The sequence below is a fragment of the Streptomyces sp. SAS_270 genome, from assembly GCF_052543295.1.
Window position 1 is genome coordinate 110,609 of the sequence record NZ_JBMNDS010000007.1, and the last position, 25,298, is coordinate 135,906.

19 protein-coding genes are annotated in these 25,298 nt (G+C 70.9%); 12 read left to right on the forward strand and 7 right to left on the reverse strand.

All coding sequences use genetic code 11. From position 1 onward, the window contains the following. The first annotated feature begins 50 nt into the window (after positions 1–50). Positions 51–2,312, forward strand: a complete 2,262-nt coding sequence (gene recD2 / locus ACN6LB_RS07250) for an SF1B family DNA helicase RecD2 (RefSeq protein ID WP_445025047.1) — start codon at positions 51–53, stop codon at positions 2,310–2,312. A gap of 243 nt (positions 2,313–2,555) precedes the next feature. Further along, positions 2,556–3,854 (forward strand): citrate synthase, encoded by a 1,299-nt coding sequence (locus tag ACN6LB_RS07255; RefSeq protein WP_356132982.1) that lies wholly within the window; start codon positions 2,556–2,558, stop codon positions 3,852–3,854. 590 nt (positions 3,855–4,444) lie between these two features. Here ACN6LB_RS07255 and ACN6LB_RS07260 read toward each other — a convergent pair. The 3 genes from ACN6LB_RS07260 to ACN6LB_RS07270 all read right to left on the reverse strand — a co-directional run bounded on the left by ACN6LB_RS07260 (position 4,445) and on the right by ACN6LB_RS07270 (position 8,106). Then, complete coding sequence (locus ACN6LB_RS07260; protein ID WP_445025048.1) at positions 4,445–6,715, reverse strand: heavy metal translocating P-type ATPase; 2,271 nt, start codon at positions 6,713–6,715, stop codon at positions 4,445–4,447. Between the two features lie 105 nt (positions 6,716–6,820). Continuing rightward, positions 6,821–7,060: a heavy-metal-associated domain-containing protein gene (locus ACN6LB_RS07265; protein ID WP_356132987.1), complete on the reverse strand. Its 240-nt coding sequence runs from the start codon at positions 7,058–7,060 to the stop codon at positions 6,821–6,823. A gap of 95 nt (positions 7,061–7,155) precedes the next feature. Further along, positions 7,156–8,106: a PrsW family intramembrane metalloprotease gene (locus tag ACN6LB_RS07270; RefSeq protein WP_445025049.1), complete on the reverse strand. Its 951-nt coding sequence runs from the start codon at positions 8,104–8,106 to the stop codon at positions 7,156–7,158. A gap of 202 nt (positions 8,107–8,308) precedes the next feature. Between ACN6LB_RS07270 and ACN6LB_RS07275 the strand changes: the two genes are divergently transcribed. Continuing rightward, entirely contained in the window at positions 8,309–9,352 is a 1,044-nt protein-coding gene (locus tag ACN6LB_RS07275; RefSeq protein ID WP_445025050.1) for a zinc-dependent alcohol dehydrogenase family protein, read from the forward strand. On the opposite strand, the gene ACN6LB_RS07280 is transcribed toward ACN6LB_RS07275, so the two are convergent. The 3 genes from ACN6LB_RS07280 to ACN6LB_RS07290 all read right to left on the reverse strand — a co-directional run bounded on the left by ACN6LB_RS07280 (position 9,333) and on the right by ACN6LB_RS07290 (position 11,418). After that, entirely contained in the window at positions 9,333–9,923 is a 591-nt protein-coding gene (locus ACN6LB_RS07280) for a GNAT family N-acetyltransferase (protein ID WP_445025051.1), read from the reverse strand. The two genes, ACN6LB_RS07275 and ACN6LB_RS07280, sit on opposite strands and share 20 nt — an antisense overlap. Positions 9,924–10,011: 88 nt before the next feature. Beyond that, the gene (locus ACN6LB_RS07285; protein WP_356132995.1) at positions 10,012–10,212 is read right to left on the reverse strand and encodes a helix-turn-helix transcriptional regulator; all 201 of its coding nucleotides are present in this window, start codon (positions 10,210–10,212) and stop codon (positions 10,012–10,014) included. Positions 10,213–10,464: 252 nt separating this feature from the next. Continuing rightward, entirely contained in the window at positions 10,465–11,418 is a 954-nt protein-coding gene (locus tag ACN6LB_RS07290; RefSeq protein WP_445025052.1) for a sugar phosphate isomerase/epimerase family protein, read from the reverse strand. Between the two features lie 125 nt (positions 11,419–11,543). Here ACN6LB_RS07290 and iolC point away from each other — a divergent pair, with 125 nt between their 5' ends. The 6 genes from iolC to ACN6LB_RS07320 all read left to right on the forward strand — a co-directional run bounded on the left by iolC (position 11,544) and on the right by ACN6LB_RS07320 (position 19,401). Next, on the forward strand, positions 11,544–12,494 hold the full coding sequence (gene iolC / locus ACN6LB_RS07295; protein ID WP_445025053.1) for a 5-dehydro-2-deoxygluconokinase: 951 nt from the start codon (positions 11,544–11,546) through the stop codon (positions 12,492–12,494). A 77-nt stretch (positions 12,495–12,571) separates the two neighbouring features. Next, positions 12,572–13,444: a Cgl0159 family (beta/alpha)8-fold protein gene (locus tag ACN6LB_RS07300; RefSeq protein WP_445025103.1), complete on the forward strand. Its 873-nt coding sequence runs from the start codon at positions 12,572–12,574 to the stop codon at positions 13,442–13,444. Between the two features lie 7 nt (positions 13,445–13,451). Further along, on the forward strand, positions 13,452–14,285 hold the full coding sequence (gene iolB, locus ACN6LB_RS07305; protein WP_445025054.1) for a 5-deoxy-glucuronate isomerase: 834 nt from the start codon (positions 13,452–13,454) through the stop codon (positions 14,283–14,285). After that, positions 14,282–16,174, forward strand: a complete 1,893-nt coding sequence (gene iolD, locus ACN6LB_RS07310; RefSeq protein ID WP_445025055.1) for a 3D-(3,5/4)-trihydroxycyclohexane-1,2-dione acylhydrolase (decyclizing) — start codon at positions 14,282–14,284, stop codon at positions 16,172–16,174. Before iolB ends, iolD begins: the two co-directional genes overlap by 4 nt. A gap of 13 nt (positions 16,175–16,187) precedes the next feature. Beyond that, entirely contained in the window at positions 16,188–17,690 is a 1,503-nt protein-coding gene (mmsA, locus tag ACN6LB_RS07315) for a CoA-acylating methylmalonate-semialdehyde dehydrogenase (protein ID WP_445025056.1), read from the forward strand. Positions 17,691–17,991: 301 nt separating this feature from the next. After that, positions 17,992–19,401 (forward strand): APC family permease, encoded by a 1,410-nt coding sequence (locus ACN6LB_RS07320; RefSeq protein ID WP_445025057.1) that lies wholly within the window; start codon positions 17,992–17,994, stop codon positions 19,399–19,401. A 10-nt stretch (positions 19,402–19,411) separates the two neighbouring features. Here ACN6LB_RS07320 and ACN6LB_RS07325 read toward each other — a convergent pair whose 3' ends face one another. Then, positions 19,412–19,822, reverse strand: a complete 411-nt coding sequence (locus tag ACN6LB_RS07325; RefSeq protein WP_445025058.1) for a GNAT family N-acetyltransferase — start codon at positions 19,820–19,822, stop codon at positions 19,412–19,414. 116 nt (positions 19,823–19,938) lie between these two features. Between ACN6LB_RS07325 and ACN6LB_RS07330 the strand changes: the two genes are divergently transcribed. The 3 genes from ACN6LB_RS07330 to ACN6LB_RS07340 all read left to right on the forward strand — a co-directional run bounded on the left by ACN6LB_RS07330 (position 19,939) and on the right by ACN6LB_RS07340 (position 25,201). Then, positions 19,939–22,590 carry an alpha/beta fold hydrolase gene (locus tag ACN6LB_RS07330; RefSeq protein WP_445025059.1) on the forward strand — a complete coding sequence of 884 codons (2,652 nt, stop codon included), beginning with the start codon at positions 19,939–19,941 and terminating at the stop codon, positions 22,588–22,590. Beyond that, entirely contained in the window at positions 22,587–23,450 is an 864-nt protein-coding gene (locus ACN6LB_RS07335) for an ABC transporter permease (protein ID WP_356133016.1), read from the forward strand. The genes ACN6LB_RS07330 and ACN6LB_RS07335 overlap by 4 nt, the downstream gene beginning before the upstream one ends. A 173-nt stretch (positions 23,451–23,623) precedes the next feature. Then, positions 23,624–25,201, forward strand: coding sequence for a YfbK domain-containing protein (locus ACN6LB_RS07340; protein ID WP_445025060.1), 1,578 nt, complete (start codon positions 23,624–23,626; stop codon positions 25,199–25,201). Positions 25,202–25,298 lie beyond the last annotated feature (97 nt).

Below are 25,298 nucleotides of genomic sequence, written 5' to 3' on the forward strand. Positions count from 1 at the left end.
CTTGCCCACAGGCCGCCCGCGCTGTCAGTCCCCGGCGGTAGCGTCGGATCATGTCCAATCAGGCGGGGACCACCCGGCAGGTCAACCTGGCGGTGGTGGAGGGCGTACTGGAGCGCATCACGTACGCGAACGAGGAGAACGGGTACACGGTCGCCCGGGTGGACACCGGACGGGGCGCCGCCGACCTGCTCACCGTCGTGGGCTCACTCCTCGGAGCCCAGGTGGGGGAGTCCCTGCGCATGGAGGGCCGCTGGGGCTCGCACCCGCAGTACGGCAAGCAGTTCACGGTGGAGAACTACACGACGGTGCTCCCGGCCACCGTCCAGGGCATCCGCCGCTATCTGGGCTCCGGCCTGGTCAAGGGCATCGGCCCGGTCTTCGCCGACCGCATCACCCAGCACTTCGGCATCGACACCCTGCAGATCATCGAGGAGGAGCCGAAGCGGCTCATCGAGGTCCCCGGCCTCGGCCCCAAGCGCACCAAGAAGATCGCCGACGCCTGGGATGAACAGAAGGCGATCAAGGAGGTCATGCTCTTCCTCCAGACCGTCGAGGTGTCCACGTCGATCGCGGTGCGCATCTACAAGAAGTACGGCGACGCCTCGATCTCGGTCGTCAAGAACCAGCCCTACCGCCTCGCCTCCGACGTCTGGGGCATCGGCTTCCTCACCGCCGACAAGATCGCCCAGTCCGTCGGCATCCCGCACGACAGCCCGGAGCGCGTCAAGGCCGGCCTGCAGTACGCCCTGTCGCAGTCCACCGACCAGGGCCACTGCTTCCTCCCCGAGGAGCAGCTGATCGCCGACGCGGTGAAGCTCCTCCAGGTCGACACGGGCCTGGTCATCGAGTGCCTCGCCGAGTTGGCGGCATCCCCGCAGGAGGGCGAGGACCCCGGAGTCGTACGGGAGAAGGTGCCGGGCCCGGACGGCGGCACCCCCGTGACCGCGATCTACCTGGTCCCCTTCCACCGCGCCGAACTCTCCCTCTCCGCCCAGCTGTTGCGCCTGCTGCGCACCGAGGAGGACCGGATGCCGGGCTTCCACGACGTGGCCTGGGACAAGGCGCTGACCTGGCTCAAGGGGCGTACGGGCGCGGAGCTGGCCCCCGAGCAGGAGGAAGCCGTCCGGCTCGCGCTCACCAAGAAGGTCGCCGTGCTCACCGGCGGCCCCGGCTGCGGCAAGTCCTTCACGGTCCGGTCGATCATCGAGCTGGCCCGCGCCAAGAAGGCGAAGGTCGTGCTCGCCGCCCCCACCGGCCGCGCCGCCAAACGCCTCGCCGAGCTGACCGGAGCCGAGGCCTCCACCGTGCACCGGCTCCTGGAGCTGAAGCCGGGCGGCGACGCGGCGTACGACAAGGACCGCCCCCTGGACGCGGACCTGGTGGTGGTCGACGAGGCGTCGATGCTCGACCTGCTGCTCGCCAACAAGCTGGTCAAGGCGGTTCCCCCGGGCGCCCATCTGCTCTTCGTCGGGGACGTCGACCAGCTGCCCAGCGTCGGCGCGGGCGAGGTGCTGCGCGATCTCCTCGCGGACGGCGGCCCGGTCCCGGCCGTCCGCCTGACCAAGGTCTTCCGCCAGGCCCAGCAGTCCGGGGTGGTCACCAACGCGCACCGGATCAACTCCGGGCAGCACCCGGTCACCGACGGCATGAAGGACTTCTTCCTCTTCGTCGAGGACGAGACGGAGGAGGCCGGCCGGCTCACCGTGGACGTGGCGGCCCGGCGGATTCCGGCCAAGTTCGGCCTCGATCCGCGGCGCGACGTCCAGGTCCTCGCACCGATGCACCGGGGCCCGGCGGGCGCGGGCACGCTGAACGGCCTGCTGCAGCAGGCGATCACGCCCGCCCGCCCGGACCTCCCCGAGAAACGCTTCGGCGGCCGTGTCTTCCGGGTCGGCGACAAGGTCACCCAGATCCGCAACAATTACGACAAGGGCAAGAACGGTGTCTTCAACGGCACCGTGGGCGTGGTGACCTCCATCGATCCGGACGAGCAGCGCCTTACGGTGCTGACGGACGAGGACGAGGAGGTGGCGTACGAGTTCGACGAGCTCGACGAGCTGGCGCACGCCTACGCGGTGACGATCCACCGCTCCCAGGGCAGCGAGTACCCGGCGGTGGTGATCCCGGTCACCACCGGAGCGTGGATGATGCTGCAGCGGAATCTGCTCTACACGGCGGTGACCCGTGCCAAGAGGCTGGTCGTCCTGGTCGGTTCGCGCAAAGCCATAGGTCAGGCGGTACGCACGGTGTCCGCCGGACGGCGGTGCACGGCGCTGGACTTCCGGCTCTCCCCCCGGCCTCTGGACCGCTGATCGACCCGCTTCGGGGCCCCTCGGAGCAGGCATCGTGAAAAATGATCGATCAAACGAGTCGCAAAGGTCACAGAGCACTTCCGGAAGCGAGGCGAAGGGGGGCAGGATGAGCAGGTTGGCGGCACTGAGTGCCGCCAATAGGCCCAATGGTCGACCCCCAGTGCACTCTTCAGGGCCGAATGGGGGATGGTAGAGACAGTCAGGGCACCTCGAAGAAGAGGCACAACGTCGGTGAGGGATGACGTGAGCGAGCAGACCAACAACGCTGTAGTACTGCGGTTCGGCGATGGCGAGTACACCTACCCGGTGATCGACAGCACCGTCGGCGACAAGGGCTTCGACATCGGGAAGCTCCGCGCCCAGACCGGGCTGGTGACGCTGGACAGCGGATACGGCAATACCGCCGCGTATAAATCCGCGATCACCTACCTCGACGGCGAGCAGGGCATCCTCCGCTACCGCGGCTACCCGATCGAGCAGCTGGCCGAGCGCTCCACGTTCCTGGAGGTGGCCTACCTCCTGATCAACGGTGAGCTGCCGACGGTCGACGAGCTCTCCACGTTCAAGGACGAGATCACGCAGCACACCCTGCTGCACGAGGACGTCAAGAACTTCTACCGCGGCTTCCCGCGCGACGCCCACCCGATGGCGATGCTGTCCTCGGTCGTCTCCGCACTGTCCACGTTCTACCAGGACAGCCACAACCCGTTCGACGAGAAGCAGCGCAACCTCTCGACGATCCGGCTGCTCGCCAAGCTTCCGACGATCGCCGCGTACGCGTACAAGAAGTCGATCGGCCACCCCTTCGTCTACCCGCGCAACGACCTCGGGTACGTCGAGAACTTCCTGCGCATGACCTTCTCGGTCCCCGCGCAGGACTACGAGCCGGACCCGGTCGTCGTCTCCGCGCTCGAGAAGCTGCTGATCCTGCACGCGGACCACGAGCAGAACTGTTCGACCTCGACGGTCCGCCTGGTCGGCTCGTCGCAGGCCAACATGTTCGCGTCGATCTCCGCCGGCATCTCCGCCCTGTGGGGCCCGCTGCACGGCGGCGCCAACCAGTCCGTCCTGGAGATGCTCGAGGGCATCCAGGCCAACGGCGGCGATGTCGACTCCTTCATCCGCAAGGTGAAGAACAAGGAGGACGGCGTCCGCCTGATGGGCTTCGGCCACCGGGTGTACAAGTCCTTCGACCCGCGCGCGAAGATCATCAAGGCTGCCGCGCACGACGTCCTCTCGGCCCTCGGCAAGTCCGACGAGCTGCTGGACATCGCGCTCAAGCTGGAGGAGCACGCGCTCTCCGACGACTACTTCGTCTCGCGCAACCTCTACCCCAACGTGGACTTCTACACGGGCCTGATCTACCGCGCCATGGGCTTCCCGACCGAGATGTTCACGGTCCTGTTCGCCCTCGGCCGCCTCCCGGGCTGGATCGCCCAGTGGCACGAGATGATCAAGGAGCCGGGTTCCCGCATCGGCCGCCCGCGCCAGATCTACACGGGCGAGGTCCTGCGCGACTTCGTTCCGGTCGAGGCGCGCTGACCTCGTAGCCGCCGGTTGCCCTGCCAGGGCAACCCGCAGCGCGCCTCTTCGGAGGCGAACCGAGCCCCAAAAAATACGGAAAGCGCCCCGCTACCAGTCCCCCCACGGGCTGGCAGTCGGGGCGCTTTCCTTGTCCCGGTGCGGATTCCCCCCACGGGATCCGGCCGGGCGTCTGTGGACAGCGCCTGAATCGCTGCGAGCAAAACGAGCAAAACTCGATGTGCTCCGGTACTGCGTACTGCGTCCTGCGGTGCTGCGTTGCGATCTGCCGGGACCCGTACGACGGGAGGGCCGCTCAAAGCTCCCCGGTGTACGTGTCCCGGCAACGCAATTTCCGGGAACGTCCCCCAAGACATCCCCAGATGTCAGTCACGCCCCCCAAGACGCTTCTGACATCGCCAACTTAGACTCACGAACCCCTTCGATGGTTACGTTCACATCACTGTGATCTGCGTCTCTTGCGTATGTCCTGAAGATACGCAAGAGCCCCAAAACGTCAATCGGGACCCAAGCGTAAGGAAGATGCGCGAGCCTTGTGAAGAGCTTATGTGAGGCTCCCGTTGGACTCTAGGGGGACTCTTACTTCGAAGTCATGAGAATGTCCGGAGCCGAAGGCTGTTCGTCACCACGAACACCGATGAGAAGGCCATCGCGGCGCCCGCGATCATCGGGTTCAGCAGCCCGGCCGCGGCCAGCGGCAGCGCGGCCACGTTGTACCCGAAGGCCCAGACCAGGTTTCCCTTGATGGTGCCGAGGGTCCTGCGCGACAGCCGGATCGCGTCCGCGGCCACCCGCAGGTCCCCGCGCACCAGGGTCAGGTCGCTCGCCTCGATCGCCGCGTCGGTGCCGGTGCCCATGGCCAGGCCCAGGTCGGCGGTGGCGAGCGCGGCCGCGTCGTTGACGCCGTCGCCGACCATCGCGACGCTGCGGCCCTCGCCCTGCAGCCGCTTCACCACGTCGACCTTGTCCTGCGGCAGCACCTCGGCGATCACGTTTTCGGCGTCGATGCCCACGGCCCGGGCGACCGACTCGGCGACTGCCCGGTTGTCCCCGGTCAGCAGCACCGGCGTGAGCCCGAGGGCACGCAGTTTCCGTACGGCCTCGGCGCTGGTCTCCTTGATCGCGTCGGCGACGGTCAGTACACCGAGCGCCACCCCGTCCAGGGCGACCACGACGGCCGTACGGCCTTCCGCCTCCGCCGCGGCCTTGGCCCGGGCCGGTCCGTCGGGGAGCACGTCGGCGCCGGCGAACCGACCGACGGTGACCTCGCGGCCCTCCACTCGCCCGCGCACCCCGAGCCCGGGCACGTTCTCGAAGTGCTCGACCGCGGGAAGGGCCCCTGTGCGCTCCTCGGCGCCCGCCGCGACCGCCTGGGCGATCGGGTGCTCGGAGGCGTGCTCAAGGGCGCCTGCGAGCCGCAGCAGCTCGTTCTCGGAGGTGCCGTCGGCCGCGTACACCTCGTGGAGGGTCATCCGGCCGGTCGTCACGGTTCCGGTCTTGTCCAGGACGACGGTGTCGACGCGGCGGGTGGACTCCAGGACCTCGGGGCCCTTGATGAGGATGCCGAGCTGGGCGCCGCGACCCGTGCCGACCATGAGGGCGGTCGGCGTGGCCAGCCCCAGCGCGCACGGGCAGGCGATGATCAGGACCGCCACGGCGGCGGTGAAGGCGGCGACCGTGTCCCCGGTGACGCCGATCCACACCCCGAAGGTGCCGAGCGCGAGCACCAGCACCACCGGCACGAAGATCCCGGAGATCCGGTCGGCCAGGCGCTGCACCTCGGCCTTGCCGTTCTGTGCGTCCTCGACGAGGCGTGCCATGCGGGCGAGCTGGGTGTCGGCGCCGACGCGGGTGGCCTCGACGACGAGCCGGCCCCCGGCGTTCACGGTCGCGCCCGTCACCGTCGAGCCCGCCGAGACGTCGACCGGCACCGACTCGCCGGTCAGCATCGAGGCGTCCACCGCCGAGGTGCCCTCGACGACGGTACCGTCCGTGGCGATCTTCTCGCCGGGCCGTACGACGAAGCGGTCGCCGACGGCCAACCGGCTGACAGGAACGCGTACTTCACGGCCTCCCCGGAGCACGGACACGTCCTTGGCGCCCAGTTCGAGCAGTGCCTTGAGCGCGGCTCCCGCACGGCGCTTGGAGCGGGCCTCCAGATAGCGGCCGAGCAGGATGAACGCGACGACTCCGGAGGCGACCTCGAGGTAGATCGACGACGCGCCGTCCGTGCGGGAGACGGTGAACTCGAAGCCGTCCTTCATGCCCGACATCCCCGCGTCGCCGAAGAACAGCGCCCACAGGGACCAGCCGAAGGCGGCGAGCGTGCCGACCGAGACGAGCGTGTCCATGGTGGCCGCGCCGTGCCGCGCGTTGGTGAACGCGGCCCTGTGGAACGGCAGCCCGCCCCAGACGACGACGGGTGCGGCGAGCGTCAGCGACAGCCACTGCCAGTTGTCGAACTGGAGGGCCGGGACCATCGCCATCAGGATGACGGGGACGGCGAGCAGGACGGAGACGGTGAGGCGCTCACGCAGGGAGGCCAGTTCGGAGTCCTTCGAGGGCGGGGCCTCTTCCTCGTCCCGCACCGGCGCGGGCGGCGGGGGCTCCTCGGCCGTGTAGCCCGTCTTCACGACGGTGGCGATCAGGTCGGCGACCTGTACCCCCGCCGGGTACGAGACCTTCGCCTTCTCCGTCGCGAAGTTCACCGTGGCGGTGACGCCGTCCATGCGGTTGAGCTTCTTCTCGACACGCGCCGCGCAGGAGGCGCAGGTCATGCCGCCGATGGCGAGTTCGACCTCGGCGGCCGCCTCTGTCTGCGCGGTCCGCGCTATGGGGCTCTCGGGTACTGCGGTGGTCATGTCCGGCTCCAGTGGGTGAACCGGGCCGTACGGAGCCAGTATCAGCTGGTCGGTACGGCCCGGTGTGGAGAGGTGCGTTCCCTCTGCCCGAGGGGGCGAGGGCGCTCAGGCCTTGACGACGAGCTCGAAGCCGGCCTCGTCGACGGCGGCGCGGACGGCCTCCTCGTCGAGCGGCGCGGCGGAGACGACGGTGACCTCGCCGGTCGAGGCGACGGCCTTCACCGAGCTGACACCGGCGATCTCGGAGATCTCGCCGGACACGGAGCCTTCACAGTGTCCGCAGCTCATCCCGCTCACCTGATAGACGGTCGTGACGGTGCCGGGGGTGTCGGTCTGGGCGGTCATGGCGTTACTCCTCGTCGAGGCGTGCGTGGCGTGCGTGTGCGGGAGGGGGTCCCTGGGTTCCAGGGTCCTCGCCCCATGCTCGCCACACTATACCCCTAGGGGGTATTTCTCCAAGTGGGGTCGCGCCGGGCCAGCGATCGCACCCAGGCCACCCCGGCCAGCGAGACGAGGACCAGGCCGCCCATCGAGAAGAGCGTGAAGAGATGCTCCTGGTCGTCGCTCGGCGTGGGGATGTAGCCCTGCGCGAAGAGGCTCCGGTCGAGCCCCGCGCCGGCCAGCCGTGCCACCAGCCAGATCGCGATGCCGTGCGTCGAGTCCCACAGAGCGTGCAGCAGCGAGACGCCGAGGTAGGCGCCGAGCACCGGCGCGGCGAGGTGGAAGCGCCCGTTCGGGCGGCGGTACGCCAGCAGCACGGCACCCGAGATCGCCGTCCACAGGCCGTGCCCGAAGGGGGCGAGCACCCCGCGCAGGATCTCCGTCTCCAGCAGGGCCCGCAGATCCACGCCCTTCATCGAGACGGCGGCGTTGAACGCGTACCCCGAACTCTCCAGCGCCGCGAAGCCGAAACCGACGGTCGCCCCGAGCACCAGCCCCGCCCGCAGCCCCCGGATCCGGGTGTGCCGGCGCAGCACGAACATCAGTGCCGCGAGCTTGGCCGCCTCCTCGATCAGTCCGACGCCGACGTACATCCCCAGTGAGGGGTGCAGCAGGTAGTACTCCATCGCCGACGCGCCCAGCACCCCCAGCGTCCCGCCGATCAGGAAACAGCCGAGGATCAGATGCACGCCCAGGTCACGCCCGTGCCGCTCGTACGCCCACAGCACGAAGGTGACCGGGACGAGGAAACCGCCGAGCAGGATCAGGGTCGGCAGGAGGGTCGTGTTCCTTGTCGCGTACGTGACGACCGCGGTCAGCGCCCAGAGCGCGAGCCCGCCGCCCAGGCACTGCCGCCACAGTCCGGCGCGGATGCGGGGGTAGGGCGGCGGGGGCTGCTTCGGTCCGGGAATGCGGGCTCGGGGCGCGCCGGGCGGCGGAGACTGGGTCACGTCACATCCCTCGGGCTCGACACATCGCATACGGATATGCGGATTTATCCGCACCTTATGGTGAATCTCCGCTATGCCGCAGTCCGGAAGGGGCATCCGGATCAAGCCCGCTGTCAGGTCTGTCGGCGTGGGCGACAGGAACCGGTGGAGGTCCTAGCGTTCCTCCGGACGGTGTTGATCTCCGGGCTGAGGGGCGAGACGGATGCGGGCAGTGGTGTTCGAGCGGTACGGGGAGCCGGCCGAGGTGCGCGAGGTGGCGGACCCGGAGCCCGCGGAACACGGCGTCGTGGTGCGGGTGGAGGCCACCGGGCTGTGCCGGAGCGACTGGCACGGCTGGATGGGCCACGACCCGGACATCACGCTGCCGCACGTCCCCGGACACGAACTCGCCGGGGTCGTCGAGGCGGTGGGCGCCCGGGTCACCGGCCGGCACCCCGGCGACCGGGTCACCGTGCCGTTCGTGTGCGCCTGCGGCAGCTGCCCGTCCTGCGCCGCCGGTGACCAGCAGGTGTGCGAGCGGCAGACCCAGCCGGGGTTCACGCACTGGGGTTCGTTCGCGGAGTACGTCGCGCTGGAGCACGCCGACGTGAACCTGATCGCGCTGCCGGACGAGCTGTCCTACGGGACGGCGGCGTCGCTGGGCTGCCGGTTCGCCACGGCGTTTCGCGCGGTCGTCGCGCAGGGCAGGGTGGCGCCGGGGGAGTGGGTGGCCGTGCACGGCTGCGGGGGCGTCGGGCTGTCGGCGGTGATGATCGCGGCGGCCGCCGGAGCGCGGGTGGTCGCCGTCGACGTGTCCGCCCAGGCCCTGGACCTGGCAAGGAAGTTCGGAGCCGCGGAGTGCGTGGACGCCGGACGGGTCGAGGACACCGCCGAGGCCGTACGCGAACTGACCGGAGGCGGCGCCCACCTCTCTCTCGACGCCCTGGGCTCACCCGTCACGTGCGCGGCCTCGGTGAACGGCCTGCGCCGCCGCGGCCGCCACGTCCAGGTCGGCCTGCTCCCCTCGCCGACGGGTTCGAGCGCCGTCCCCATGTCCCGCGTGATCGGCCTGGAACTCGAAGTCCTCGGCAGCCACGGCATGGCGGCCCACGCCTACCCGTCGATGCTGGAACTCGTGACTGCCGGGGTGCTGCGCCCCGACCTCCTTGTGACCTCGGCCATCACCCTCGACGCGGCGCCCGCCGCGCTGGCGGCGATGGGAACGGCACCGGGGGCGGGCGTGACGGTCATCGAACCGTGGAGCTGACCGCGGCGATGTCGGGGTGCCCGCGGTGGACCGCCCAGTCCTGCGCGAGGACCGCCATGACCGTCTCGTCCAGCAGGTCCTCGCCGCGCACCAGCGCCTGCCGTCGGACACCTTCCTCCACGAAGCCGACCTTCTCGTAGACACGGCGGGCCCGGTGGTTGTCGCTGAACAGCTCCAACTGGATCCGGTTCAGCCCCAGTTGCTCGAAGCCGTACCCGACGATCAGCCGGGTCGCCTCGGTGCCGAGACCCCGGCCGCGTCCGCGGGGCCCGACGAGTGTGCGGAAGGTGCAACTGCGGGCGTCGGGGTCCCACTCGTACAGGACGACCTCGCCGACGAGTTCCCCGGTCGCCCGGTCCGTCACGGCGAGGTCGAGCCGGTCGGTCTGTGCGTTGCGGGAGGCGTACCAGGAGCGCAGCCGCTCCTCGGTGAGCACGGTCGACGGCTCGAAGGTGAAACGGATGACCTCGGGGTCCTCGATGATCTCGGCGATCCGGGTCGCGTCGTCCTCGGTGAACGGCCGCAGCAGCGACCTCTCCCCGGTGAGCACGGGCTTGACGGAGAAGTTCATCCGGCGATCCTCGGCGGCGCGGCGGCACACCTGCAACCGAATAGAACTGTGCCCCACGCGGGGGTGGGGCACAGGAGGGGTGGCGTGCTCAGTCGTCTCTTCGGCCGCGGTTGCCGGGCCGGGAGGCGACCCAGGCCCGCACGGTGTCGGCGTACCAGTAGGGCTTCCCGCCCTCGACGTGATCGGGCGCGGGCAGCAGCCCGTGCTTGCGGTACGACCTCACGGTGTCCGGCTGCACCTTGATGTGCGCAGCGATCTCCTTGTACGACCAGAGCCGACGGTCGGTCATGAGTGGCACCTCCCTGCGCGCGCCGCGGCGGCGGCCGGGGGCGGCCGTCGGGGGAGCCGGGCGCTGCGCTGGCGATCACAAAGCCTGTGCCCCGTGAACGACGCAGCGTGAGCGCCGGGCAGCCCCTGTCGACCGGGTGTGACACAAGACCCGCGTACACGGGACATGTGTGACAGGAGTGCGTTATTTGTGACAGGAGTGACGCAAACGGCCCACGTCGGTGCGGTCGGTGCGGTCGGTGTCGGGCGAGGGCTACGCCCCGCACGACCTCAGAAACGCCCGGGTCCGCTGCGCGATCGGCAGCGGGCGGTCCGGCTCGCACGGGTACATGTCCTGCTCGACGATCGCGAAGAGATCGACGTCCAGTTTCTGTGCCGCCGCCAGCACCGGCTCCAGCGCGGGCACCCCGGACGGCGGCTCGCACATCACGCCCTTCGCCACCGCGGGTCCGAACGGGATCTCCTCGGCGCGCACCTCGGCCAGGATCGCCGGGTCCACCTGCTTGAGGTGGAGGTACCCGATCCGCTCCCCGTACGTCTCGATCAGCTTGACGCTGTCCCCGCCGCAGTAGGCGTAGTGCCCGGTGTCCAGGCACAGCGACACCAGCGACGAGTCCGTCCCGTCGAGGAAGCGGACGACGTTCTCCTCGCTGTCGATGTGGGTGTCGGCGTGCGGGTGGACGACGATCTCCAGCCCGTACCGCTCCCGCACCTCGTGTGCGAGCCGCTCGGTCTGGGTGGTGAGGTGCCGCCACTGCGTCGGTGTCAGCGTGCTGTCCTCAAGGACCTCGCCGCTCTTGTCGTCGCGCCAGAAGGCGGGGATGACGACGAGGTGCGAGGCGCCCATCGCCTGGGTGAGCGCCGCGATGTCCGAGACGTGCGCCCAGGTGGAGTCCCACACGTCCGGCCCACGGTGCAGCCCCGTGAAGACGGTGCCGGCGGACACGGTGAGCCCGCGCCGCTCGGTCTCGTCCTTCAGGACGGCCGGGTCGGTGGGCAGATAGCCGTACGGGCCCAGCTCGATCCACTCGTACCCGGACGCGGAGACCTCGTCGAGGAACCGCTGCCAGGGCACCTGCCGGGGGTCGTCGGGAAACCAGACTCCCCAGGAGTCGGGAGCCGAACCGACCCGGATGCGGGACAGTGAGGACTGAGGCGAAGGCGCAGGCGAGGACTGGGGCGAAGGCCGCGGTGACAACGACGTCATGGGCGTCAGCTTCCGGCCGACCGGGAGAGGTGTCAAGCTCTGGTCCGAATGTCTGGACAAAACATTGACAGGGCTCCCCGCGGACGACTAGACCATGGGGGGACAGCGGCAGCGAAGGGAAGTCGATGGCGTACGACCTGATCACCATGGGACGGATCGGTGTGGATCTGTACCCGTTGCAGACGGGCGTGCCCCTGCCGCAGGTGTCGTCCTTCGGGAAGTTCCTCGGAGGCTCGGCGACGAACGTCGCGGTGGCCGCGGCCCGGCTCGGGCGGCGCACGGCGGTGGTCACCCGGACGGGCGACGACCCCTTCGGCACGTATCTGCACGAGGCGCTGCGCGACTTCGGCGTGGACGACCGCTGGGTGACCCCGGTCCCGGGGCTGCCCACTCCGGTCACGTTCTGCGAGGTGTTCCCGCCGGACGACTTCCCGCTGTACTTCTACCGGCAGCCCAAGGCCCCGGACCTGGAGATCGACGCGCACGACCTGGACCTGGACGCGATCCGCGAGGCCCGCGTCTTCTGGATGACGGGGACGGGCCTGAGCGAGGAGCCCAGCCGCACTGCGACTCTCGCGGCGCTCGCCCACCGGGCGAAGTCGGGCACGACGGTCTTCGACCTCGACTGGCGCCCGATGTTCTGGAAGGACCCGGCCGCGGCCCGCCCCTTCTACGCGGAGGCCCTGCGCCACACCACGGTCGCCGTCGGCAACCTGGACGAGGTGGAGATCGCCACGGGTGAGCGCGACCCGCACACCGCGGCCCGCGCGCTCCTGGACGCCGGTGTCGAACTCGCGGTGGTCAAGCAGGGGCCGAAGGGCGTCCTCGCGGTGCACCGCGACGGTACGACGGCCGAGGTCCCGCCCCTGCCGGTGGAGGTCCTCAACGGCCTCGGTGCCGGCGACGCGTTCGGCGGCTCCCTCTGCCACGGCCTGCTGGCCGGCTGGGATCTGGAGCGCATCATGCGGCACGCGAACGCCGCGGGCGCCATCGTCGCGTCCCGCCTGGAGTGCTCCTCCGCGATGCCGACCCCGGCGGAGGTCGAGGAGGCGCTCGCGGCGGGGGCGGTCCGATGAGGGCGGGTCACGTCGCAGGAGCGGGCGGCGGCACCCCGGGCATCCCGCGAACCCCCGGCTCTTTCAGCGGCGTCGACATCCCCGCCCTGGTCCGCACCCGCACCCACCACCCCGAGGCCGTCGCCGAGGCGGCCGCCCGTCGCCTGCGCCGTCCGCTCCTCGGCGACACCGGCCGTCTGATGATCATCGCCGCGGACCACCCGGCCCGCGGCGCCCTCGCCGTAGGCGACCGGAAGCTGGCGATGGCGAACCGGGCCGGCCTCCTGGAGCGGCTCTGCCTCGCGCTCTCCCGCCCGGGCGTGGACGGCGTGCTGGCCAGCGCCGACGTCCTCGACGACCTGCTGCTGCTGGGCGCGCTCGACCACAAGGTGGTCATCGGGTCGATGAACCGCGGCGGACTCGCGGGCGCCGCCTTCGAGCTGGACGACCGGTTCACCGGGCACCGCCCCAGGGACCTCCAGCGGCTCGGCTTCGACGCGGGCAAGCTCCTGCTCCGCATCGACTACGACGACCCGGGCTCCCTGCGCACCATGGAGTCCACCGCCCGGGTGATCGACGAGATGGCCGAGCGTCGGCTCCCCGTCTTCGTCGAGCCGTTCCTCTGTCACCGCGACCCCGTCACCGGCGCCCTGCGCAACGACCTGCGCGCCGAGGCCGTCACCAAGTCCCTCGCCATCGCGAGCGGCCTCGGCGGCAGTTCGGCGTACACCTGGCTGAAGGTGCCCGTCACCGAGAACCCGGACGACATGGCCCGGGTCATGGAGACGTCCACGCTGCCCGCCGTGCTGCTCGGCGGCGACGTCGGGGAGGACCAGGACGGCGCGTACGAGAAGTGGCGCGGCGCCCTCCAACTCCCCACCGTCCAGGGGCTGGTGGTCGGACGCTCACTGCTCTACCCGGCGGACGGCGATGTGGCCGCGGCCGTGGACACCGCCGTAGGACTGCTGTGAGGGCCGCATGACCAACGACCTGTACGTCCCCAAGGGCGCCACCGCCGGCCCGCACTACGCCGTCGACATCGACCCCAAGCGCGCGGGCTGGACCCACAGCAGCCTGCGCGTGGTCGAGCTCGCGCCGGGCGGCACGCACACCTTCACCACCGGTGACAGCGAGTGGATCGTGCTTCCGCTCAACGGTGCCTGTAGCGTGCGAACAGGGGACGGTGCAGAGGATAGAGAGTTCCAACTCCTGGGCAGGGAAGGCGTGTTCGCGTCGGTCACCGACTTCGCGTACGTGCCCCGTGACGCCCGGGTTCAGATCGCCTCCGGCGCGGGAGGCCGCTTCGCCCTGGCAGGAGCGAAGTGCGAGCGCCGACTCCCCGCCCGCTACGGCCCCGCGCCGGAGGTTCCCGTCGAAGACCGAGGCAGTGGCAACTGCGCCCGCACGGTGCGCAATTTCGCCTCCGCCGACGCCTTCGACTGCGACAAGCTCATCGCCGTCGAGGTCATCACCCCCGGTGGCAACTGGTCCTCCTACCCGCCGCACAAGCACGACGAGAACCGCCCCGGCGAGGAGACGGAACTCGAGGAGATCTACTACTTCGAGATCGACGGACCGAACGGATTCGGCTATCAGCGCGTATCTCCTTCACACGAGGGCGGTTCCGACGTCCTCGCCGAGGTCCGCACCGGCGACGCCGTCCTCGTCCCCGACGGCTGGCACGGCCCGTCCGTCGCCCAGCCCGGTCACGCGATGTACTACCTGAACGTGATGGCGGGGCCGGGTGACGAGCGGCAGTGGCGGATCTGCTTCCACCCGGACCACGTAGACAGCACAGGGGGATACCGATGACGGTGCAGACCTCGACGACGAGGCTCACGGTCGCGCAGGCGCTCGTGCGCTTCCTCGCCGCCCAGTACACCGAACGCGACGGCAGCCGGCAGCGGCTGATCGGCGCCACCTGGGGGATCTTCGGCCACGGGAACGTCGCCGGGATCGGCCAGGCGCTCGTCGAGTACGCCGACGACATGCCCTACCACCAGGGCCGCAACGAACAGGCCATGGTGCACGCGGCCGTCGGCTACGCCCGCCAGTCGGGCCGCCTGTCCACCCATGCCGTCACCACCTCCATCGGCCCCGGCGCCACCAACCTGGTCACCGGCGCCGCCCTCGCCACCATCAACCACCTCCCGGTCCTGCTGCTGCCCGGCGACACCTTCGCCACCCGCCCCGCCGACCCGGTCCTCCAGCAGCTCGAAGTGCCGTACGCCGGAGATGTGTCGGTCAACGACTGCCTGCGCCCGGTGTCGAAGTACTTCGACCGCGTCACCCGCCCCGAGGCGCTGATCCCGGCCGCCCTCCAGGCGATGCGCGTGCTCACCGACCCCGTCGAGACGGGCGCCGTCACGCTCGCCCTTCCGCAGGACGTCCAGGCGGAGGCGTACGACTGGCCGGAGGAGTTCTTCGCCGAGCGGACCTGGACCGTACGCCGCCCGGGCCCCGACACGAGCGAGCTCGCCGAGGCCGTGAGCGCGATCCGCGCCGCCCGCCGCCCGCTGATCGTCGCCGGTGGCGGGGTGCACCACAGCCGCGCCGAGGAGGCGCTCGCCGAGTTCGCCGCGACGACCCGCATCCCCGTCGCCTCCACCCAGGCCGGCAAGGGCTCGCTGCGCTTCGACCACCCGCAGGACGTGGGCGCCGTCGGCCACACCGGCACGGCGACCGCCGACGAGCTGGCCCGCACCGCCGACCTGGTGATCGGCGTCGGCACCCGGTACACGGACTTCACCACCGCCTCCGGCACCCTCTTCACCGGCGAGGGCGTCCGTTTCCTCAACCTCAACATCGCCCCCTACGACGGCCACAAGCTCTCCGGGCAGCCCCTGATCGCGGACGCCCGCAGCGGCCTCGCGGAGCTCACGGTGGCGCTGCGGATGCACGAGCACCGGGTCGCGGCCTCGTACGTCGCCGAGTACACGGAGGACAAGGAGCGCTGGGAGTACCGGGTCGACGCCGCGTTCGAGGCCGAGGACCCGGACCTGCGCCCCACCCAGCCCCAGGTGCTCGGCCTGCTCGACGAACTGGTCACCGAGGAGGACATCCTCATCAACGCGGCCGGTTCGCTCCCCGGCGACCTGCACAAACTGTGGCGGGCGCGCTCCGCGGACCAGTACCACGTCGAGTACGGCTACTCGTGCATGGGCTACGAGATCCCGGCCGCGATCGGCGTACGGCTGGCCGCGCCCGACCGTCCCGTGTGGGCGCTGGTCGGCGACGGCACGTATCTGATGATGCCGACGGAGATCGTCACCGCCGTGCAGGAGGGGATCGCGATCAAGCTCGTGATCCTGCAGAACCACGGGTACGCCTCGATCGGCGGCCTCTCCGAGTCCGTGGGCGGCGAGCGGTACGGCACCGCCTACCGCTACCGCTCCGAGGACCGCACGTACACGGGGGCGCCGCTGCCCGTCGACCTCGCCGCCAACGCGGCCAGCCTGGGCATGCGTGTCCTACGCGCGAAGACGGTGCGTGACCTGCGCGCCGCCCTCGCCGAGACACGCGCCGCCGACACTCCCACATGTGTCTACGTGGAGACCGAAACGGCAGACACTGTGTCGGGCGCGCCCCCGGCCCAGGCCTGGTGGGATGTACCTGTGGCCGAGACCGCGACCCGTTCGTCGGCGGTCAAGGCACGCGAGGAGTACGACCGGCACGTCTCAACCCGACGCCGCCATCTGTGAGGGAGTTTTCGGCATGACGAAGATCGTCAACCACTGGATCGGCGGGAAGACCGTCGAGGGCGCGTCGGGTACGTACGGGCCGGTCACCGACCCGGCGACCGGCGCGGTGACCACGAAGGTCGCCTTCGCGAGCGTCGACGAGGTGGACGCCGCGGTCGCCGCGGCGAAGGACGCCTACGCGACGTGGGGCACCTCGTCGCTGGCCAAGCGGACCACGATCCTCTTCAAGTTCCGCGCGCTGCTCGACGCGAACCGTGACGCGATCGCCGAGCTGATCACCGCCGAGCACGGCAAGGTGCACTCGGACGCGCTCGGCGAGGTCGCCCGCGGTCTGGAGATCGTGGACCTGGCGTGCGGCATCACCGTGCAGCTGAAGGGCGAGCTGTCGACCGAGGTGGCCTCCCGGGTCGACGTGTCCTCGATCCGCCAGTCGCTCGGTGTCGTCGCGGGCATCACGCCGTTCAACTTCCCGGCCATGGTGCCGATGTGGATGTTCCCGATCGCCATCGCGTGCGGCAACACCTTCGTGCTGAAGCCCTCCGAGAAGGACCCCTCGGCCGCCATGAAGGTCGCCGAGCTGCTCGCGGAGGCCGGTCTGCCCGACGGCGTCTTCAACGTCGTGCACGGGGACAAGGTCGCCGTCGACCGCCTCCTGGAGCACCCGGACGTCAAGGCGGTCTCCTTCGTCGGCTCGACCCCGATCGCCCGCTACATCCACACCACGGCCGCCGCGAACCACAAGCGCGTGCAGGCGCTGGGCGGCGCCAAGAACCACATGCTGGTCCTCCCGGACGCCGACCTGGACGCGGCCGCCGACGCCGCCGTGTCCGCCGCATACGGCTCGGCCGGCGAGCGCTGCATGGCGATCTCCGCCGTCGTCGCCGTCGGCTCGATCGGCGACGAGCTCGTCGCGAAGATCAAGGAGCGCGCCGAGAAGATCAAGATCGGTCCCGGCAACGACCCGGCCTCCGAGATGGGCCCGCTGATCACCGCCGCCCACCGCGACAAGGTCGCCTCGTACGTGACGGGCGCCGCGGCGCAGGGCTCCGAGGTCGTCCTCGACGGCACCGGCTACACGGTCGAGGGCCACGAGGACGGCCACTGGATCGGCCTCTCGCTCCTGGACCGCGTACCGGTCACCTCGGACGCCTACCAGGACGAGATCTTCGGCCCGGTGCTGTGCGTGCTGCGCGTCGACACGTACGAGGAGGGTGTCGCCCTCATCAACAACTCGCCGTTCGGCAACGGCACCGCGATCTTCACCCGCGACGGCGGCGCCGCCCGCCGCTTCCAGCTGGAGATCGAGGCGGGCATGGTCGGCGTGAACGTGCCGATCCCGGTCCCCGTCGGCTACCACTCCTTCGGCGGCTGGAAGGACTCGTTGTTCGGCGACCACCACATCTACGGCAACGACGGCACGCACTTCTACACCCGCGGCAAGGTCGTCACCACCCGCTGGCCCGACCCGTCCGAGGCCCCGACGGGCGTCGACCTGGGCTTCCCGCGCAACCACTGAGCGTCACCCGCCGGGCCCGAGCGGCCGTCCGCCATGCGGACGGCCGCTTTTTTTTGCGCGCGCCCGCTGCGGTTCCCGTAGGCGCGGAAGGAACCGCTCGGACTGACCAGTTGCGCTCTGTACGACAGTCGAGGGGCGTGTCGTCAACGGATTCCGTAGGTAAACACCCATTGACGTGACGGTTTTCGTCGAGGTTCTATTCGGCAACCGGGAGCGGACAGATGACGTACGACACGAGCCGCCGGAGGCGATAGCGCTCCCGCCCGAATCACCTGACGCACGAGTCGATCGGAACCGCTTCATGACGGACACGCTCCGCCCTGTCGAGACCGCCGCCCCGCAGGCCGCCCCCACGGCCACCGGGAATCCCCAGAAGCTCAAGCGCTCCATAGGCATCGTCGGCGGCACCCTCCTCACGCTCTCGTGCGTGACCCCCGCCTCCACGCTCTTCGTGGTCGTCCCCGACCTCTTCGGCTCGCTCGGCACCGCGACGGCCCTCACCATCGCGATCGGCTCGCTGCTCTGTATCGCCGTGGCGTTCTGCTACTCGGAGCTGGGCACCCTCATCCCCAGCGCGGGCGGCGAGTACGCCATGGTCTCCACGCTGGCCGGACGGCTCGCGGGCTGGCTGGTCTTCGTGCTCTCCCTGCTGGTCGTGATGATCGTGCCGCCGGTGATCGCCATGGGCACCGCCGACTACCTGGCACCGATCGTGCACCTCAACGCGTCCATGGCAGGCGCCGGCGTGATGATCCTCGCCACCCTCGCCGGACTGCTCGACCTGCGCGCCAACGCCTGGATCACCGGTGTCTTCCTGGTCCTCGAAGTCATCGCCGCCGCCGTGGTGGCGGTCCTGGGCTTCGCCCACAGCGAGCGCGGGGCGGGCAGCCTGGTCTCCCTGCAGGTCGCGGGTTCCGGCGGCCACACGGACACCGTCACGGCCATGCTGATCGTCTCCGGCCTCGCCATCGCCCTCTTCGTCACCCAGGGCTTCTCGACCGCCGTCTACCTCTCCGAGGAGCTGGAGAACCCGCGCCGCAACGTCGCCCGTACGGTGCTGGCCACCCTCGCCATCTCCTCCGTGATCATCCTGGTCCCGGTCGTCGCGATCACCATGGGCGCCTCCGACCTTTCGACCCTGACCGGCGGCGACATCAGCGCCATGGTCACCGCTTGGTCGAACTCCGCCGTCGGCACCTTCGTCAGCCTCTGCGTGGCCCTCGCGATCATCAACGCGGGCATCGTCATGGTCATCCAGAACTCCCGCGTCCTGTTCGCCTCGGCCCGCGACAAGGCCTGGCCCGAGCCCGTCAACCAGGGCCTGTCCCGCCTCGGCCGCTTCGGCTCCCCCTGGGTCGCCACCCTCCTGGTCGGCGTCCCCGGCGCCGCCCTCTGCTTCGTCAACCTGGACACCCTGTACGGCGTCACGGGCGTCTCGGTGACGGCGATGTACCTGCTCGTCGCAGTGGCCGCGCTGCTCGCCCGGCGCGGGCACCACCGCCACACGCCCGCCTGGCGCATGCCGCTGTGGCCCACCGTGCCTGTGCTGCTGATCGCCGTCCTCGCGTACATCCTGAGTCAGCAGGAGACGACGTACCTGCTGTGGACCGGCGGCATCACCGCCGTGGCCACCCTGTACTGGGCCTTCTACCTGCGCCCGCGCCGCGACACCCGCTGGCTGGTGTCGATCCCGGAGGACGCTCAGGCGTAGGTCCTCGGGACTACCCGAAGTCCCACGTCACCACCGTGCACGTCCCGTCGTCCTTGCCACCCGCGCTGCGGTAGGTGGCGAGGGCGACGTCGTTTCCGGTGTCGACGCCGACCCACATCCCGTAGCAGCCGTGCTCGCGGGCGAGGGCGGCGAGCGTACGGATCAGGGCCCGGCCGGTGCCGCGCCGCCGGAACGGTTCGGCGACCGCCAGCTCGTACAGGAACATCTCCGTGCCCTTGTCGGGGTGGACCGTCTCGACACCGCTGACGAAGCCGACGGGAGCGTCCTGCTCGTAGGCGAGGAAGAGATGGTGCCCGGCGGTGGTCAGGAAACGCTCGGCCCACTCGGGGCGCACCGGGTTGTCGAAGAGGTGCTCGGCGGCGGACAGTTCGTCGACGGTGGTGGCGCGGCGAATCTCCATGCGGTGTTCGTACCACGGCCGCGGTATGCGGGGAGAGCCCCGTACTCCCGCAGGAGGGCGAGGGGTTCAGACCGGTGGCTGCATCGGTTGTCGGCGGCGGCCCGTACCGTTGACACATGGATCTTCGACTGCCCCGACTGCGCGGGCCCGCACTGCGGGGGCCGCGGCGCTGGATCGCCGCCGCGGCCGCCGTCGTCGTGCTCGCCGGCGTGGGCACGTGGACGGCCGTCGCCTCGGACGACGCCCCGCCCGTGCACCGCGCCGACCGTGTGATGGCCCTGGGCGACGGGGTGCGGATCGACACGTCGTACTTCACCGAGGGCTCCGGCCGCCGCCCCGCCGTGCTCCTCGGGCACGGCTTCGGCGGCAGCAAGGACGACGTGAAGGGCGAGGCGGAGAAACTCGCCCGCGACGGGTACGCGGTGCTGACCTGGTCGGCCCGCGGCTTCGGCAGGTCCACCGGGAAGATCGGGCTGAACGACCCGAAGGGCGAGGTCGCCGACGTCTCGAAGCTGATCGACTGGCTGGCGAAGCGCCCGGAGGTCCGCCTCGACAAGGCCGGCGACCCGCGCGTGGGCGTCACCGGCGCCTCGTACGGCGGGGCGATCTCCCTGCTGGCCGCCGGGTACGACAAGCGGGTCGACGCGATCGCCCCCTCGATCACGTACTGGAACCTGTCGGACGCCCTGTTCCCGAGCGGCGTCTTCAAGAAGCTCTGGGCCGGGATCTTCATCAACTCCGGCGGCGGCTGCGACCGGTTCGAGGACCGGCTGTGCGCCATGTACAACCGGGTCGCGGAGTCCGGGAAGCCCGACGCGGCGGCCGAGAAACTCCTTGAGGAGCGCAGCCCCTCCGCCGTTGCCGGCCGCATCAAGGTGCCCACACTGATCGTGCAGGGCCAGTCCGACTCCCTCTTCCCGCTCGGCCAGGCCGACGCCATGGCCAAGGCGATCAGCGCCAACGGCGCACCCGTGGACGTCGACTGGATCTCCGGCGGGCACGACGGCGGCGACCGGGAGGCGGACCGCGTCCAGGCCCGCGTCGGCTCCTGGTTCGACCGCTACCTGAAGGACGAGCCGAACGTCGACACCGGCCCCGCCTTCCGCGTCACCCGCACCGGCGGCATCGACTCCACCGACGGCGCCGCCCGGCTGCGGGGCGCGAGCGGCGACGCCTACCCCGGACTGTCGAGCGGAGAGCACACAGTCGCGCTGAGCGGCGGCGAGCAGAGCTTCGAGAACCCGGCCGGGGCGAGCCCGCCCGCGATCTCCGCGCTGCCCGGCCTCGGCGGCACCGGCGGCCTCTCCCAGCTCTCGGCGCTCGGCGTGGGCGTCTCCCTGGACTTCCCGGGTCAGTTCGCGAAGTTCGACTCCGCGACGCTGACGCGCGACCTGCGCATCACCGGCTCGCCCACGGCGACGGTGCACGTGAAGTCGACCACCGACGACGCGGTCCTCTTCGGGAAGGTGTACGACGTCGGCCCCGGCGGCACCCAACAGGTGCTGCCCTCCCAACTGGTCGCCCCGCTCCGCGTCGAGAACGCGAAGTCCGGCAAGGACGTCACGTTCACCCTCCCGGCCGTCGACCACGAGGTGCAGAAGGGCCACCGGCTCCGCCTGGTCCTCGCCTCCACCGACCTCGGCTATGCCTCACCGGCGGCCCCGGCGACGTACACCGTCACCCTCAAGGGCGACCTGCACGTCCCGACCGCCCCCGGCGTGACGACCGCCGCCGCCCCGCTGCCCGCCTGGGTCTGGTGGCTGCCGCTGGCCGGAGCCGTCCTCGCCCTGGCGCTCCTGCTGACGGGCCGCCGCCGTACGACGACCCCGGCGCCCGATCCCGGACTGGCCGAAGTCCCGCTGCAGATAACCGACCTGAGCAAGCGGTACGCGAAGTCGGCGGACCGGTACGCGGTGCGTGAGCTCGCGTTCCGCGTGGAGAAGGGCCAGGTCCTGGGCCTGCTGGGCCCCAACGGCGCGGGCAAGACCACGACACTGCGCATGCTGATGGGCCTGATCAAGCCGGACGGCGGCGAGATCCGCGTCTTCGGCCACGCGATCCGCCCCGGCGCACCCGTACTGTCCAGGGTCGGCGCCTTCGTTGAGGGCGCGGGCTTCCTCCCGCACCTGACCGGGCGCGAGAACCTGGAGCTGTACTGGCAGGCCACCGGCCGCCCGCCCGAGGACGCCCACCTGGAGGAGGCCCTGGAGATCGCGGGCCTCGGCGACGCACTGGCCCGAGCGGTGCGCACGTACTCCCAGGGCATGCGCCAGCGCCTGGCCATCGCGCAGGCGATGCTGGGCCTGCCGGACCTGCTGATCCTCGACGAGCCGACCAACGGCCTCGACCCGCCGCAGATCCGCGAGATGCGCGAGGTGATGATCCGTTACGCGGCGGCCGGCCGCACGGTCATCGTCTCCAGCCACCTCCTCGCCGAGGTCGAGCAGTCCTGCACGCACCTGGTGGTCATGGACCGCGGCCGCCTCGTCCAGGCGGGCCCCGTCGCCGAGATCATCGGCTCCGGCGACACCCTGCTCGTCGGCACCGCCCTGCCCGTCGAGGAGGTGGTGGCCGACAAGGTCGGCGCCCTGCCGGGCGTGGCCTCGGCCGCCCTCGCGGACGGCGGCATCCTGGTCCGTCTCGACCCCGGCGGAAGCGCACAGCGCCTGGTCGTGGAGCTCGTCCGGCTCGAAGTGCCGGTGGAGTCGGTCGGCCCCCACCGCCGCCTCGAAGACGCCTTCCTCACCCTGATCGGAGGCTCCGCATGAGCACGCTCGCCGAGCACACCGAAGTCGCCTCCGGCTACCGGGCGCGGCGCACACTGCCGCTGCGCGTCGAACTCGTACGGCAGTTGAAGCGGCGCCGCACCCTCGTCATGGGCGCCGTCCTCGCTGTGCTGCCCTTCGTGCTGGTCATCGCGTTCGCGGTGGGCGGCGAACCGGGCGCGCGCAACGGGCAGGTGACGCTGATGGACACGGCCACCGCGTCCGGCGCGAACTTCGCCGCGGTGAACCTGTTCGTCTCCGCGGGCTTCCTCCTGGTGATCCCCGTCGCGCTGTTCTGCGGGGACACGATCGCCTCCGAGGCGAGTTGGTCCTCACTGCGCTATCTGCTGGCCGCCCCGGTGCCGAGGGCGCGTCTGCTGTGGTCCAAACTGACCGTCGCGCTCGGCCTCAGCCTCGCCGCGATGGTGCTGCTGCCGGTCGTCGCGCTGGTGGTCGGCACGGCGGCCTACGGCTGGGGGCCGCTGGAGATCCCCACCGGCGGCGCGCTCTCCGCGGGCACCGCCGCCCAGCGCCTGCTGGTGGTGGTGGCGTACGTCTTCGTGTCCCAACTGGTCACCGCGGGGCTCGCGTTCTGGCTGTCGACCAAGACCGACGCGCCACTCGGTGCGGTGGGCGGAGCGGTCGGGCTGACGATCGTGGGGAACGTCCTGGACGCCGTGACCGCGCTCGGCGACTGGCGCGACTTCCTGCCCGCGCACTGGCAGTTCGCCTGGGCCGACGCCGTCCAGCCCACTCCGGAGTGGGGAGGCATGATCCAGGGCACCGCGATTTCGATAACGTACGCGCTCGTGCTGTTCGCCCTGGCCTTCCGCGGTTTCCGGCACAAGGACATCGTGTCGTAGGTCTCCGGAGGATCACCTACCGGTATCGGCGGCCCTTCACCGTGGCCGCTTCGAGATCCATCCGCAACACCCCGTACCGCACATCCGGGCCCCCTCGGACGTCACAGTCACAGATGTCGAACCCCAGACATCACTGGACACCGGCTGACAGGTGACTCACCGAGGGGGCACGGATGGGGACGGATCACATACGGCGACTGCGGGGCGCGCTGCTCGCGCTCACCGTCACGGGCGGCCTGCTGCTCACCGGCTGCGGCGGCGGCGCGGGCGACCACGACGGCACGTCGAACGGCGCGAGCAGGACCGGCGGCTCGACCGGTGGGCTGCCCGCCCCCGCCCAGCCCACGGGTGCCGGCCAGGGCGAGCGGAACAGCGACCAGGACGGCGAGCAGAAGGGCGAGGAGAACCGGGACATCGCCCCGTCCGCGTCCCCCGACTACCTCTCCACCTTCGCCCTCGACGTGGACACCGCCTCCTACGGCTACGCCCGCCGCACCCTCGCCGACGGCCGGATGCCCGACCCGTCGACCGTCCGCCCCGAGGAGTTCGTCAACAGCTTCCGGCAGGACTACGAGCGCCCGGACGGCAACGGCTTCTCGGTCACGGTCGACGGCGCCCGAACGGACGACGAGGGCTGGTCGCTCGTCCGGGTCGGCCTCGCGACCCGTGCGGCCGAGGACGACCGCGAACGCCCGCCCGCCGCTCTCACCTTCGTCATCGACATCTCCGGTTCCATGGACGAACCGGGCCGCCTCGACCTGGCCAAGGACTCCCTCGACGTGATGACGGACCGGCTGCGCGACGACGACTCGGTCGCCCTGGTCACCTTCAGCGACGAGGCCGAGACCGTCCTGCCGATGACCCGCCTCGGCGGCCACCGCGGCCGCGTCCACGACGCCGTCGACAGCCTGGAGTCCCGCTCGTCGACCAACCTCGGCGCGGGCGTGAGCACCGGGTACGACACCGCCGTCGAAGGTCTGCGCAAGGGCGCCACCAACCGGGTCGTCCTGATCTCGGACGCGCTCGCCAACACCGGCGACACCGACGCGGACTCGATCCTCGAACGCATCTCGGGCGCCCGTCGTGAGCACGGCATCACCCTGTTCGGCGTCGGCGTCGGCAGCGACTACGGCGACGCGCTCATGGAGCGCCTCGCCGACAAGGGCGACGGCCACACGGCATACGTCGCGACCAAGGACGAGGCCCGTACGGTCTTCTGCGACCAGCTCCCGCAGAACATCGACCTGACGGCCCGCGACGCCAAGGCGCAGGTCGCCTTCGACCCGGAGACGGTCAGGGAGTTCCGGCTCATCGGCTACGACAACCGCAAGGTCGCCGACGAGGACTTCCGCAACGACCGCGTCGACGGCGGCGAGGTCGGCCCCGGCCACACGGTCACCGCGCTGTACGCGGTCCGCACCAGGCCGGGCTCCTCCGGTCACCTGGCCACCGCGAGCGTCCGCTGGCTGGACCCCGACACCCGCGCCCCGCACGAGAAGTCGGGCCGGCTGGAGACCGGCGCCCTCGGCGACGACCTGTGGTCCGCGCCCGCCCGCTTCCAAGTGGCCGCCGTGGCCGGGTACTTCGCCGACGCCCTCCGCTCGGGCGACGAGCGCTGGTCACAGCTCCCGGACCGCCCCTCCCTCTCCCGACTCGCCGACCGCGCCGACACGCTGGCCGGTACGACGGAGGACAAAGCGGTACGCGAGCTGGCGGACGCCGTCGAAACGGCCGCCCGGTCCAGGGACTGAGAGCCGAACACCCGCCGTCCCAGGATCAGTTCGCGCAGGCCCCATTGACCGCACCCTACGCGCGAGTAAGTTGACGCCCCGGCACCTGCACGCGCCG